At 38.0% G+C, this 13,443-nt stretch carries 12 protein-coding genes; 10 read left to right on the forward strand and 2 right to left on the reverse strand.

Annotated features, from left to right (window positions below; all coding sequences use genetic code 11):
* Nucleotides 1–2 precede the first annotated feature (2 nt).
* The 10 genes from infB (at nucleotide 3) to TOL5_RS01825 (ending at nucleotide 11,498) form a co-directional block, all read left to right on the forward strand.
* Nucleotides 3–2,711, forward strand: a complete 2,709-nt coding sequence (infB, locus tag TOL5_RS01780) for a translation initiation factor IF-2 (RefSeq protein ID WP_221260639.1) — start codon at nucleotides 3–5, stop codon at nucleotides 2,709–2,711.
* The gene (locus TOL5_RS01785) at nucleotides 2,711–3,106 is read left to right on the forward strand and encodes a ribosome-binding factor A (protein ID WP_004826375.1); all 396 of its coding nucleotides are present in this window, start codon (nucleotides 2,711–2,713) and stop codon (nucleotides 3,104–3,106) included. The genes infB and TOL5_RS01785 overlap by 1 nt, the downstream gene beginning before the upstream one ends.
* Nucleotides 3,107–3,356: 250 nt before the next feature.
* Entirely contained in the window at nucleotides 3,357–3,947 is a 591-nt protein-coding gene (locus TOL5_RS01790) for a LemA family protein (protein WP_009584403.1), read from the forward strand.
* Nucleotides 3,948–4,025: 78 nt separating this feature from the next.
* Nucleotides 4,026–5,147, forward strand: coding sequence for a TPM domain-containing protein (locus TOL5_RS01795; RefSeq protein WP_221260640.1), 1,122 nt, complete (start codon nucleotides 4,026–4,028; stop codon nucleotides 5,145–5,147).
* A complete protein-coding gene (locus TOL5_RS01800) occupies nucleotides 5,141–5,701 on the forward strand; it encodes a TPM domain-containing protein (protein ID WP_221260641.1) in 561 nt (186 codons plus the stop codon). The genes TOL5_RS01795 and TOL5_RS01800 overlap by 7 nt, the downstream gene beginning before the upstream one ends.
* A gap of 185 nt (nucleotides 5,702–5,886) precedes the next feature.
* Nucleotides 5,887–7,031 (forward strand): IS3 family transposase gene (locus tag TOL5_RS01805; RefSeq protein ID WP_085944219.1). Its coding sequence is split into 2 segments (ribosomal slippage): nucleotides 5,887–6,151 and nucleotides 6,151–7,031, totalling 1,146 coding nucleotides; the frame shifts between segments, so codons are not numbered across the junction.
* Nucleotides 7,032–7,209: 178 nt separating this feature from the next.
* Nucleotides 7,210–7,560 (forward strand): prepilin-type N-terminal cleavage/methylation domain-containing protein, encoded by a 351-nt coding sequence (locus TOL5_RS22655; RefSeq protein WP_221260642.1) that lies wholly within the window; start codon nucleotides 7,210–7,212, stop codon nucleotides 7,558–7,560.
* A gap of 74 nt (nucleotides 7,561–7,634) precedes the next feature.
* Nucleotides 7,635–9,323: a PglL family O-oligosaccharyltransferase gene (locus tag TOL5_RS01815; protein WP_221260643.1), complete on the forward strand. Its 1,689-nt coding sequence runs from the start codon at nucleotides 7,635–7,637 to the stop codon at nucleotides 9,321–9,323.
* A gap of 113 nt (nucleotides 9,324–9,436) precedes the next feature.
* Complete coding sequence (locus tag TOL5_RS22660; RefSeq protein ID WP_174761409.1) at nucleotides 9,437–9,793, forward strand: pilin; 357 nt, start codon at nucleotides 9,437–9,439, stop codon at nucleotides 9,791–9,793.
* A 55-nt stretch (nucleotides 9,794–9,848) separates the two neighbouring features.
* Nucleotides 9,849–11,498 carry a PglL family O-oligosaccharyltransferase gene (locus tag TOL5_RS01825; RefSeq protein WP_221260644.1) on the forward strand — a complete coding sequence of 550 codons (1,650 nt, stop codon included), beginning with the start codon at nucleotides 9,849–9,851 and terminating at the stop codon, nucleotides 11,496–11,498.
* Nucleotides 11,499–12,297: 799 nt separating this feature from the next.
* Here TOL5_RS01825 and bfr read toward each other — a convergent pair.
* A complete protein-coding gene (gene bfr / locus TOL5_RS01830; RefSeq protein WP_004826395.1) occupies nucleotides 12,298–12,762 on the reverse strand; it encodes a heteropolymeric bacterioferritin subunit Bfr in 465 nt (154 codons plus the stop codon).
* A gap of 312 nt (nucleotides 12,763–13,074) precedes the next feature.
* Nucleotides 13,075–13,269, reverse strand: a complete 195-nt coding sequence (locus TOL5_RS01835) for a bacterioferritin-associated ferredoxin (RefSeq protein ID WP_004718308.1) — start codon at nucleotides 13,267–13,269, stop codon at nucleotides 13,075–13,077.
* Nucleotides 13,270–13,443: the final 174 nt, after the last annotated feature.

Genomic DNA, 13,443 nt, shown 5'->3' on the forward strand with positions numbered 1-13,443 from the left:
ACATGACGGATAAGTCAATTCAAGAGTTAGCAGTCAGTGTAGGACTCCCAGTTACAAAGCTCCTAGATCAGGTGCGTGAAGCTGGATTACCTCAAAAGCAGGCTGAAGATAAAATTTCTACTGAACAGCAAAGTGTGCTCGTGAACCATTTGAAAAAAGCACATGGTCAAGACGCGGGACAAGCAGGACAAATCACGTTGAAACGTAAAACGACAAGTACCGCGAAAGTGGCGAGTACTTCAGGTAAAGCTAAAACCATCAACGTAGAAGTTCGTAAAAAACATACGTTTACTAAGCCAGATCCTGAACAAATTAAAGCAGAAGCATTGGCAAAAGCTCAAGCCACTGCGCAAGCGAATTCAGCACCAAAAGTACAGGAAGCTCCTGTGGTAAATGAAGCTGAAAAAACAGAAAGCTCTGCAAAAGCCAATTTAGAGAAAATGCGTGCTGCGGCAAAACAGCAAACTGCAGCAAAAGAAACACCAAAAGCAGCAGTGGTTGTTAAACGTAAATCGACCAACAAGCCGATTACCAAAGCAACGGTAAAAACAATTGAAACACCTGAACAAAAGCGAGCGCGTGAAGCTCAGGTAGCCCAATTAAAAGCTGCTGAGGAAGCGGCTCGTCGTAAGTCAGCAGAAGAAGCACAACAACGTACACTTGAGCAAATGCGTCAAATGGCGTCTAAGTATTCTTCTGATGAAACAACAACCACAATTCGTGTAGTTGATGATTCACCTTTGGCGGCAGGTTTGGTTGGTCAGGCATATGAAGACTCATTTGCAAAAGAAGACCGCGAAATCAAACGTGGCGGTAATACTAAGGACACACGCGGTCAGAAAAAAGGTGGACGTCGTGGTCAGGAAGAGCAATCTTTCAGCCATAATCCACATAAACGTGGTTTGAAATCAAGCCAAGCAAACAAACATGGTTTTGAAAAACCAGTTAAAAAACAAATCTATGATGTTGAGATTGGTTCAACAATCGTGGTTGCTGATTTAGCTGCAAAAATGGCGGTTAAAGTCCGTGAAGTGATCAAGTCGCTCATGAAAATGGGTGAGTTGGTTACACAAAACCAAGCCATTGATCAAGAAATTGCAGCATTGATCGTTGAAGAAATGGGGCACAATCCAGTGCTTGTTTCTGATACACAGGCAGAAGATAACCTTCTTGAAGCGGCTGAAGAAGCACGTGGTGTACAAACCACACGTCCTCCAGTGGTGACGATCATGGGGCACGTTGACCATGGTAAAACATCGCTGCTTGACCGTATCCGTCGTGCTAAAGTGGCGCAAGGCGAAGCGGGGGGGATTACCCAGCATATCGGTGCTTACCACGTAACGACCGATAAAGGCATTATCACTTTCTTGGATACTCCGGGACACGCAGCATTTACAGCAATGCGTTCACGTGGTGCAAAAGCTACCGATATCGTGGTATTGGTTGTTGCAGCAGATGATGGTGTAATGCCACAAACCGCAGAAGCAATTGACCATGCTCGTGCTGCAGGTACGCCAATTATTGTTGCAATCAACAAAATGGATAAAGAATCTGCAGATCCAGATCGCGTATTGAATGAATTGACCACTAAGGAAATCGTACCTGAACAATGGGGTGGTGATGTTCCAGTGGCAATGGTTTCTGCACATTCAGGTCAAGGTATTGATGAGCTTTTAGACTTGATCTCAATCCAGGCAGAAATGCTAGAATTGAAAGCATCTGAAGAGGGTGCTGCACAAGGTGTTGTGATTGAAGCTCGTGTTGATAAAGGTCGTGGTGCTGTAACCTCTATTCTTGTACAAAATGGTACTTTGAATGTTGGTGACTTGGTGCTTGCAGGTGCATCATATGGTCGCGTACGTGCGATGACAGATGAAAACGGTAATCGTATTAAGTCAGCAGGTCCTTCTATTCCTGTAGAGATTTTGGGTCTTCCAGAAGCACCAATGGCTGGTGATGAAGTTCTTGTTGTTGATGATGAGAAGAAAGCGCGTGAAGTTGCAGATGCTCGTTTAGACCGTGAACGTCAAAAACGTCTTGAGCGTCAAAGTGCGATGCGTCTTGAAAACATTATGGCATCTATGGGCAAAAAAGATGTGCCTTATGTCAATGTGGTACTTAAGACAGATGTACGTGGTACTTTAGAAGCATTGATTGTTGCACTTTCTGAGTTGTCGACTGACGAAGTTAAAGTTCGTGTGATTAGCTCGGGTGTAGGTGCAATCACTGAGTCTGATGTTGGTCTTGCGGAGTCTTCTGAAGCTGTTCTACTTGGCTTTAACGTTCGTGCAGACAGCACAGCACGTCAAAAGGCAGATGAAGATGGTTTGGATATCCGTTATTACAGCGTGATCTATCAATTAATTGATGATGTTAAAGCTGCAATGAGCGGTAAACTTGCACCTGAACATCGTGAAACAATTCTGGGTGTTGCCCAAGTACGTGAAGTATTCCATTCAAGTAAGTTTGGTGCGGCTGCAGGCTGTATGGTACTTGAAGGTGTTTTACATCGTAATAAACCAATTCGTGTACTTCGTGATGATGTGGTGGTGTTCCAAGGTGAGCTTGAATCATTACGTCGTTATAAAGATGTTGTTGAAGAAGTTCGTGCTGGTATGGAATGTGGTCTTGCAGTTAAAGGCTATAATGACATCAAGGCGCTCGACAAAATCGAAGTATATGATGTTCAGTTGATTAAACGGAGTCTTTAATGGCGGGTAGTCAACGTCTTAAGCGCATGGCGGATACAGTACAACGTGAGTTGTCAGAACTGATTCGTCAAGAGCTTAAAGATCCACGCTTAGGTGGTCTTGTGACCATCTCTGCGGTGAAAGTCAGTGCTGACTTAGGTTATGCAGAAGTTTACGTGACTGTTATGGGGCGTGAACTTGGTGATGAGCAAAGTGAAGCAGCAAATAAAGAAACCTTGGATGTATTAAATAAAGCCTCTGGCTTCTTGCGTCACGAGTTAGGTCGTCGGATCAAAACACGTATAACGCCTCGTTTGCGTTTTCACTACGATAAAACCAATGCTTATGGTAACTATATGTTTGGTTTAATTGCAGAAGCAGTAAAAGATTTACCTGAGCAAAAAGACGAAGAATAAGTATTTGTAGAAAGCCACCTCAGGGTGGCTTTCTTATATCTGAGGAAATATGGTTATCAAGCCCCATCTTTAAACTATATTCTAAAATAATGAGTAGTTTCGCCTTAACGCACTTTTCTTAAAAAATGTATGTCATTCCCGAAAAGCTTAATTGCGAATAGATAGCAGAAAGTAAACAAAACTTTGCCTGAAACTGTATAGAATGCAGATATATCAACAAATACAAATAAATATCTCTGAGGAATGAGCAATGAATGCAATGAAAAATGGTTTGGTGGCACTGACTTTAGCGAGTACCTTGGCTTTTTCAGGTTGTGGTTATAATACTTTGCAAGCCAAAGATGAGTCCGTCAATGCGGCTTGGTCTGAAGTGGAAAACCAATATCAACGTCGTGCAGATTTAGTGCCTAACCTTGTGAATGTCGTCAAAGGTTATGCAACCCATGAAGAAAAAGTTTTAACTGAAGTGACTGAGGCGCGTGCCAATGTTGCAGGTTTAAAAGTAGATAAAGAAGTATTGAACGATCCAGAATTATTTAAAAAGTATCAAGAAGCACAGTCACAAATGACGGGTGCATTATCTCGACTTTTAGCCGTCACTGAAAACTATCCTGACTTAAAAGCCAATGAGCAATTTCGTGATTTACAAGTGCAATTAGAGGGGACTGAAAACCGAATTAGTACAGCAAGAACACGTTATGTTCAGACGGTACAAGACTACAATACTTATGTACGTCAGTTCCCACAAGCAATGACTGCAAAAGTGATTGGCATGAAAGCCAAACCAAACTTTAGTGCTGAAGCAGGCGCATCGAAAGCACCAACAGTGAATTTTAATTAATTATCGGCTTTCTATCTTATTTTTATCACGGTTTGAAATAAGATGAGGCGATAACAATGATCTAAACAAAGGTGAGTTATGCTTGAACGGCAAGGAAAATCAGCAATTCAAATAATCAGTACATTATTCTATGTGCTTTTGGCGCTGATCCTTTCTGTTCAATCTCAGGTTTGGGCTGAAACAGCAACTGTGACAGATGAACAACAAGCACAAGAAGCCATTGTTCTAGGAAAAGTTGCTCCAAATACCAACTTGCCAAATGTGCTTGGTTCATCACCAGTAGATGGTCAAAAGCAAAATCAACCGACAGCCACATCTCAACAAACGTCACAGAGTTCTGCATCAAATCAAGTAAAAGTCGCCAATGATATTGCAGAGGGTGAGACAGAAAGAAATATCCCTACATTGAATCAACCCGTGGTTGATCAAGCCAATGTTTTGTCTGTGGCTGAAAAGCAAAATTTAGAGCAACAAATCCGTAACATTTATCGTCAAGGCAAAGCACAGATTGGGATTATTATTGTTCCAACCACGGGGCAAGAAGGTATTTTTGATTTTGCAATGCGTGTTGCAGAGCAATGGAAACTTGGTTCAGCAAAACAAGACAATGGTCTATTGATCGCTGTTGCTGTGAATGACCATAAAATCCATATCGCCACAGGTTATGGTTTAGAAGGTGTATTGCCCGATATTGTGGTTAGTCGGATTATACGCAATCAAATTTCTCCAGCATTTAAACAAGGGCAATATGCACAAGGTTTACAGGCTGCTGTGGGAGAAATTGAACGTATTTTAAATTTAGACCCTGAAATTGCGCGACAAGCTGCTGATGAACTTAAAGAACGACAAAACCAAGCAATACAAGCGCAAGAAGCAAAGGATCGCACCTTAACTACTGCAATGATTATTTTGGTGGTGGGTATATTTGCTTCATTTATCGTTGGTAATCGCTTAAGTGCGGCAGTAGCTGGGGTGACAGCAACAGCAGCTGGGCTGATATATGGTTCTGGCATTGTGATGAGCCTGATTTTAGGGTTTGGTGTGTTTTTCTTATTGATCACTTCTCTAGCTCAACTAATCCTACAAATGTTTCTCTCTGGCGGTGGACGTGGTGGAAGCGGCGGTGGCGGTTTTGGTGGTGGTGGCTATAGCGGTGGTGGTGGCGGTTTTGGTGGGGGAGGTGCATCAGGCTCATGGTAACAAAAACTGATACAACAGAAATTTTGACTGAACCGAAATTACAGGAAAAAGTAAAGCCGAGTTTTAAACGCTGGCTCAAGCATTGTCTTTATATGCCAGCATCAAAGCGCTACTTTTCCAAGCAGGATCAGCATGCAATTGCTCAAGCAGTTCAACAAGCCGAAGAAGGTCATGTGGGTGAAATACAGGTGGTGATCGAGGGGCATATCCCCAGCCATCAAGCCTATCATCAAAATACACGTCTACGAGCGCAACAACTCTTTGCCGAGTTGGGTGTATGGGATACCGAATATAACAGCGGTGTTTTACTTTATTTGAATTTGTGTGAAAAAGCGGTAGAAATTGTCGTAGATCGTGGTATCCATCAGGCGACTACACAACAAACGTGGCAACAGATTTGTGATGAGATGATTGTGCAATTAAAAAATAAACATTACCGTTTGGCAGTTGAGAGTGGTGTGAGTGAAATAGGCAAAGTATTGAATTTGTTTTACAAACAACAAAAACCTGATAATATGAATGAATTGGCAAATCAGCCGATTATTCTGAATTAATGTCAAAGAAGAATGAAATTTTTTTAAACAAGAGTGACAGGAAATGTCACTTTTTTACGTTTAATTACTTAAAAAAAAGAGATGTTAAAAAAAGCTTGTAAACTGTTACAGAGGTGGATCAGGAAATTTGAACAACACTTATAAGTGATATTTTGCTCCCCAAATGATGTTATAAACATCAATATATGGAGTATTTTATGGCACGTAGACCAAGAAGAAATCATTCAAATGATTTTAAAGCTAAGGTAGCACTTGCTGCGATTAAAGCAGAAAAAACACTTGCTGAATTGAGTGCTGAATTTGATGTTCATCAAAACCAAATTATCGACTGGAAAAATCAACTGATTTCAGCTTCCTCGCAAGCTTTCGATCAATCAAAAGCTCCAACAGAACCACCCATCGATCTAAAAAAACTACATGCAAAAATCGGTGAGCAGGCATTAGAAATTGATTTTTTAGAAGGTGTGTTGAAGAAACTGGGCCGCTTCAACCACAAAAGTTAATCGATGACTCACTTCAGATTTCAGTATCTAAGCAAGCTCAGCTGCTGAAAGTCTCCCGTGGTTGTTATTACTATCGCCCAAAACCTGTGAGTGCATCAGATCTGAAGCTGATGCGGTGTATGGATGAGTTACATATGCAATACCCTTTTGCAGGTAGCCGTATGATGCGTGATTTGTTGAATCGTCAAGGACATCATATAGGACGACGTCATACACGTACTTTAATGAAGAAAATGGGCATTAATGCGTTATATTGCAAACCAAATTTAAGCCAGGCTAATCAAGCTCACCGCAAATATCCATATCTGCTCAAAGGATTGGCTATTCAGCGCAGTAATCAAGTGTGGTCTACGGATATAACGTATATCCCTATGGCAAAAGGCTTTGTTTATTTATGTGCTGTGATTGATTGGCATAGCCGCAAGGTACTTGCGCATAGAGTATCGATTAGTATGGAGGTTACATTTTGCATAGAAACATTAAATGAAGCTATTGAAAAATATGGTCGACCTGAAATATTTAATACAGACCAAGGCAGTCAGTTTACCAGTGATGCATTTATTGATGTATTGAAATCAAATGACATCCAAATCAGCATGGATGGTAAAGGTCGATGGGTTGATAATGTGATGGTTGAACGATTATGGCGGAGCGTTAAATATGAAGAGGTGTATCTCAAAGCCTACAGCAATGTTTTGGATGCGAAGAAGCAATTAAACGCATATTTTGAATTTTATAATTTGAAACGACCTCATTCGAGTCTGGACAAAATGACTCCAGATGAGTTTTACTATGACCAGCTACCACAACAAAATAAGGTAGCTTAACTAGAGCAGAGTATCACTTATAAATAAGCTTTTAGTTGTTCAAACATGTGGGACCACCTCTTTACATACTCTCTAAAATCGAAGTGTGTAAGTTGGTTGTTGATTTTTTCCACAAAAACAGCCACATAAATTGCTCGAAAAAAGGCTAATAAATTTTTAAAAACATTGGAGAAATGTTATGAATGCTCAAAAAGGTTTTACCTTGATTGAATTAATGATCGTTGTTGCAATTATCGGTATTCTTGCTGCGATTGCGATTCCTGCGTATCAAAACTATACACAAAAATCTTCTACAAACGCATGTTTGGCTGAAGCAAAAGCATATTCTAATGTAGCTTTAGCAGCATTATCTGATCCAAATGGTTCTGCATCTGTACCAAGTTATGCACCTGGAGCATGTTCGGGTTATGATACTAAACCGACTGCTGTAACATCAGAAGTGAAATTTACTATTAAGAATGGTGGAGATAATAAATTTGTCACTTGTAAATTAGCTGAAGGTGCAAAATGTACTGCTGGTCCTACCTAATTAAATAGAAATAAAAAGGGAGTCTTTTTAGACTCCTTTTTCTTATATTAAATAAAACTTAGTTACTTAAATTTATGAAAAAATTAGTGCTTTTAACTATAATTATAATTAGTTTTAATCTTTCTTGGCTGCTTGGAGATCACTTTGCTCCTTGGCTTACATTTGGTAGTGAAATTGCTGCTTTTTTTTCAATCTTTTTTTTACTGTGCTTGCAGTTTAATCGAAATCTGAAAGTTCCTTTTCAATTGATTCCATTGTTTATTATTAGTCTTATTCCATTGCTTCAGTTTATTTTTGGACAAATCTTCTTTTTTAGTACAGCACTATTAAGTTTTCTCTACTTAATTTCATTTGTTTTTACGGTAATTTATGCTTTTAATTTGTGTATAACTGAATTCAACAGACAAAAAGTCATGCTGTTTACATCAAGTACATTTGTTGTGGCTGCATTTATGACGGCTTGTATGGCGGTTATTCAGTGGCTGGATTTTGAATCATTTTTTCCTTTTGTTTTAGAGTTAACAGCTGGGCGTCCTTTTGCTAATTTTGCACAACCCAATAATATGGCAACTGCTTTATTTTTAGGATTATTGGGATGTCTATATTTATTTGAAAAACAAAAAATACCCTCATTGATTGTTTTGATGATTGCGTTGATTATTCTTTTTGCAATGGTATTGAGTCAATCTCGGACAGTCTGGTTAGGAGTTATCTTTTGTGTAATTTACTGGTTGATTCGAAATCATAAAATAGGATTTAGATTTAATCGTTTTTATTCGATAGGTTTTACGGTTATATTTGTTGTATTTGTATTAAGTTTACCATTACTCAGCCAAGTTGTTGGGACATCAGCATCAACAGTAATGGAAAGAGCAACAACAGGGTATTTAAGACTACCTATGTGGACACACACTCTTATTTCCATTCAAGACCACCCTTGGTTGGGCTATGGATGGAATCAAAGTAGTTTTTCATATTTAGATGCCTTGCCGAAACACGATACTCCTGAAAGATATTTAAGTTCACACAATATTATACTGGATATGCTGGTTTGGAATGGCATTATTTTGGGAAGCTTAATTGTTGGATATGCTATTTATTGGTATGCTCGTTTTTATCAGTTAGCAAATTCAATAGAATCAATAATTGCGTTAATGATGATAACTGTTGTATTGATTCATGCGATGTTAGAATTTCCTCTTTATTATGCTTTTTTCTTGTTACCAGTAGCAATTTTATGTGGCATCATTCAGTCTGAAGAGGGATATGGTCAATATTTTAAATTATCCAAAGCGATTAATAATTCAATTGCATTGATTTGGCTGTCTTTCGTTCTGCTTGTTTGGAGAGACTATAATGCAAGCATTACTGAAAGTTTTGAAGCAAAGCTTTACGAAATGATGAGATTGTTTAAGGAGAAACCACAGTTTGATAAAGTGACACCTTACTATGCTCAAAACAAAATTTTTCTGTTAGACCAATTAAAATATGATGCAGAATGGATAGCGCTAAATCCTTTTTCTAAACTTGAAGAAGATCAAATCGAGATATATAGGAATCTTACTCTTCTGACACCATCAAAGTATTATTTATATAAATATGCACAATTGGCCGCATATAATGGTAAGCAAGAGGATGCTGAATATTGTCTTTTCTTAATTAAAAGAATATATAAAAGTGATATTAATCCTGATGATTTGCTCAAGTATAATTTTTATAAGGATCATCATGTTTCTACTGATCTAAAAGAGCATGACTTGTAATAATGTGACAATTATTGATGTTTTTTAATCATTGCTGTGCTTCTAGAAATTAGCATTTGAAATAATGAAAATAATCTATAAATTGTATTCAAACAGCTATTGAATAATTCAAAATGGAACAGCAACGAGGCTTTACTTTGATAGAGCTAATGATTGTGATCGCGATTGTTGCAATCCTTGTCTCAATTGCATTACCCGCATATCAAAGCTACTCTAAAAGTGCGGGAGTAAAAGCATGCTTATCTGAAACAAAAAATTATGCCAACTATATTTTTTACGCATTGAATGATCAAAATGATGTAACCAATCCTACAGTTCCAGTTATCTCATCCTGTAGTTTCATCACTGATGCCTCTTCATGGAATGAGTCAACAACAAACTTGGTGATTGAGGCAAAAAGTAAACATTCATCTACAGTAGATATTCGTTGTGACTTAAGTAAGGGTGCTGGTTGTACTATCATTCATTAAGCAGAACGGTATTATAGGCGTTATAATACCCCCAGTTTTTCTGTTCACTTTTCATATGAAAGCCATTCCTTATATCCTTTCAGCCTTACTGCTTTTACTTGCTTGGCTTTTACCGATTCATAAAATGCCATGGACGACATTTGGTAGTGAAGTACTGACTTTTCTATCAGCATTGGCGTTGTTAAGTGCCTTTTATCATCAAGATTTAAAAATACCCAAACCCCAATTACTTGTATTGCCTGTACTCGCAATTCCTCTGATTCAATGGGGCTTTGGCGAGATTCTATACCTGAGTAATGCGTTACTCTGTACAGCCTATATTGCCATGTTTTGGTTGATGGTGGTGGTGGGTTATAACTTAGCAATTGGCGAAAAAGGTCAAAGAGAACAGGTTTTTAAAATTTTCTGTTTGGTGGTGTTTACGGGTGGAATACTTTCAAGCTTTATTGCAATCACGCAATGGTTGGATATAAATGAGTATTTTAGACCATTGGTCAATCTTCTCAATGGTAATCGTCCCTATGCAAACTTTGCCCAACCTAACAATTTAGCGACCTTTATTTGTATGGGGGTATTTGCATGCTTGTACTTTTATGAAAAGAAAATTTTGCCAAATTATATACTCGTACTTTCTACATTTATACTTCTATTGACTATCGCATTAACCCAGTCACGCACAGCTTGGGTAGTCTGCTTATTCACACTGATTTATTTAACGACAAAGCAATTTGGTCAAACCAAACGCTTTGGTTTTGCAAAACTGCTGCTATGGAGCGGTGTATTCGTTGTTCTTATCACTAGTTTACCACTGATTAATCAATGGCTTGCTGCGGTATCAACACAAGACATTGCACAAGCGTCTTCAGTAGTAGAGCGGGCAAGTTCGGGCTATCTGCGATTGGATATGTGGAACCAAGCTTTGATTGCGATTTCAGAAAAGCCTTGGCTGGGGTATGGCTGGAATCAAACAGGAATGGCGCAAATTGCTGCTTTTGATATATACCCATCGCATGAGTGGTATAAAACAGCTCATAACGTAGTTTTGGATTTATTGCTCTGGAATGGTATTCCGTTGGGTGGGTTGATCATTCTCTATGTTGTTTTTTGGTTATATTGGTTGAATAAAGGGATAAAAGAACCTGTTTCAATTGCAGCCAGTTTAATGGTATGTGCCATTCTGATTCATGCATTATTAGAATATCCGATTCATTATGCTTACTTTTTACTGCCTTTGGGTTTTTTATTGGGGCTGATTCAAGCACAATATCCTCGACTACCGACTGTGAAGCTGAAATCGTCGATCATTGTGAGTATTATTGTGATCGGTCTTGTATTGGTTGGTGTGATTTATCGAGACTATATTTTATATCGTCAACAAAGTGTTTTTGTGACCAAAAAGACACCTTTAAGTGCTTCACAACAATCAGTGATGAATCAAGATATTTGGTTGCTGACGCAGTTTAAAGAGCGTGTATGGTGGATTGGTTTAAATCCTTATACAACAATGACAGATCAACAATTACAGTCTATGGGGCGTATGGTGGCGAATTTAGCGTCTGCATATGATATTCATAAATATGCACAGGTCTTGGCTTTTAATGGTAAAAAGTCTGAAGCTGAGCATCAATTATGGATTTTAAAGACCTTGCATGGACAAGATAAAAGTTATCAGGAATTATTGCCTGCTTCCATTTCAACACAGTAGAATTCTTTTTTATAAAAATGAATTCTTAATTTTAAAACTTGAGTTGAATGGTATAGGCAATTTGTTGAAAAACTCATGCAGTAAATATAGCCTGAGTTCGACAAAAGCTCTTGATGAAAGATGATGCTTACTGGTAGTTGACGAGTTTTGCTGTGAGTAGCAATGTTGCTGTACAAGATGATTGCCTTGAGGAGCTTCGCTCCTCATGCAAAAACAAAAGATAGAAGTATGGTTAGCCGCATGCTGATCCAAAACTTGGATGAAAATTCAGAAAGAATCCGCTAAGAACATTGTTTTTTCAATAAGTTAAAAGTGTAGCTGTATCGAACTCATGTTAAATATAATTTCTTGATCAATAAAATGAATGCAATAAATATATTGTTTGATGATCTAGAGTTTGCAATGCCACGCTTTACCTCTAAAGTTTAAATTGTTTTGCGCAGGCATTGACTCACTTTTCAGAGATGAAAAGTGACAAAAATCTTCCGTTGAGCGAGGGTCTTGCGCTGCAAACAAAGCAATGCTTTGTTTTTTGCTCATATACCCCCGCTCAACATAACGACATCCATGTCGCTTCACGATAGCAAGACCATCGATGATTCAAAAGTACAAAATAAATGAATCATCAAAATATTCTAATGAGCATAAAGCTCTTTGGATATCGATGAGTGATATCAGAATCACTTGTATGAATAATCCGGCGGTTTGACTATATTTCATACTTTAAACAAAGCTGTAAATTGTCCCAAATCATAGTGCTAAAAAATCCCCAGTTGGGGATTTTTTTAAAGACTCAAACTTACATTTGGCTTTGAATATAATTCTCGATGCCTACACTTTCAGTAAGATCTAATTGAGTAGTGGTCCAATCCCAATACTCTTCTTCTTTTTCTAGAATTTCTTGAACCAAATCACGTGTCACATAGTCTAAATGTGTTTCTGCCAATGCAACGGCAGTTTTTAATGCTTCAATATTTTCTTTTACTTTGCGAACGTCACAATTCAAAACTTCAACAGTATGTTGACCGATATACAGTTTTCCTAAATGTTGAAGGTTTGGTAAGCCTTCTAAAAAAAGAATACGCTCAATAATTTTATCGGCATGCTTCATCTGACGGATAGACTCTTTATATTCAGCTGAGCCCAGTTGTTCAATTCCCCAATCATTAAACATACGAGAGTGTAAAAAATATTGGTTAATTGCAGTCAGGTGATGAAAAAGCACTTGGTTGAGTTGGTTGATAACGTCACGATTGCCTTTCATGGTCAAAGCTCCATTCTAAATTTCTGCCTTAAATCCTATCCAAAATGTTTCACTCAAAAGGATGTCATTGAAATATAGTAATTAAGGCAATCTGATATCAGTCTATATTAATCAACTTTTGAGATGCTGACGAGTTATTTATAGAACGGCAAATGAAAATCGCAATCAAAAACAATAGGGATGTCGTTTTATGATGAGCAACGATCTTAAAAAATGAACCCGCTTTGAGTCGAAGCGGGGGAGGAGAATGATCCGGAGATCATTAGAAAACTTATTTATTATCGTTATAGGGAAATTCTTGGTATTGCTTTGCTAAGCTGCTACAGAAATACGTGCAGCAATTAGTGAAAGTTCTTCATTGATAATGCTTTTTGCTTCAGGTGCGCAACGACCACAGCAGGTACCCAAATCTAATAATTCACGCACTTCACGATAGCTTTCCGCACCATTAGCCATAGCGTCTTTAATATCTTGATCTGTAATACCACGACATAAGCATACGTACATGAAAACTCAACCTAGCGGTTAAATGCGATAACTAATATTATTGATAATTATTATCACTTGTCAATAGTGTTTATTTAAAATACGACAGATCATGATTGGCTTTTTGAATAAAAAAATACTACCTGATCGGTAGTATATTTTTAATACATTTTAAATCAATTGCTTAGCTAAAAA

It is taken from the genome of Acinetobacter sp. Tol 5 (assembly GCF_019702905.1).
GTDB lineage: Bacteria > Pseudomonadota > Gammaproteobacteria > Pseudomonadales > Moraxellaceae > Acinetobacter > Acinetobacter bereziniae.

What these genes read in the sequence shown, in the direction of transcription:
- infB (WP_221260639.1), top strand. Translation starts at nt 3, where the DNA reads ATGACGGATAAGTCAATTCAAGAGTTAGCAGTCAGTGTAGGACTCCCA.
- TOL5_RS01785 (WP_004826375.1), top strand. Translation starts at nt 2,711, where the DNA reads ATGGCGGGTAGTCAACGTCTTAAGCGCATGGCGGATACAGTACAACGT.
- TOL5_RS01790 (WP_009584403.1), top strand. Translation starts at nt 3,357, where the DNA reads ATGAATGCAATGAAAAATGGTTTGGTGGCACTGACTTTAGCGAGTACC.
- TOL5_RS01795 (WP_221260640.1), top strand. Translation starts at nt 4,026, where the DNA reads ATGCTTGAACGGCAAGGAAAATCAGCAATTCAAATAATCAGTACATTA.
- TOL5_RS01800 (WP_221260641.1), top strand. Translation starts at nt 5,141, where the DNA reads ATGGTAACAAAAACTGATACAACAGAAATTTTGACTGAACCGAAATTA.
- TOL5_RS22655 (WP_221260642.1), top strand. Translation starts at nt 7,210, where the DNA reads ATGAATGCTCAAAAAGGTTTTACCTTGATTGAATTAATGATCGTTGTT.
- TOL5_RS01815 (WP_221260643.1), top strand. Translation starts at nt 7,635, where the DNA reads ATGAAAAAATTAGTGCTTTTAACTATAATTATAATTAGTTTTAATCTT.
- TOL5_RS22660 (WP_174761409.1), top strand. Translation starts at nt 9,437, where the DNA reads ATGGAACAGCAACGAGGCTTTACTTTGATAGAGCTAATGATTGTGATC.
- TOL5_RS01825 (WP_221260644.1), top strand. Translation starts at nt 9,849, where the DNA reads ATGAAAGCCATTCCTTATATCCTTTCAGCCTTACTGCTTTTACTTGCT.
- bfr (WP_004826395.1), bottom strand. Translation starts at nt 12,762, where the DNA reads ATGAAAGGCAATCGTGACGTTATCAACCAACTCAACCAAGTGCTTTTT.
- TOL5_RS01835 (WP_004718308.1), bottom strand. Translation starts at nt 13,269, where the DNA reads ATGTACGTATGCTTATGTCGTGGTATTACAGATCAAGATATTAAAGAC.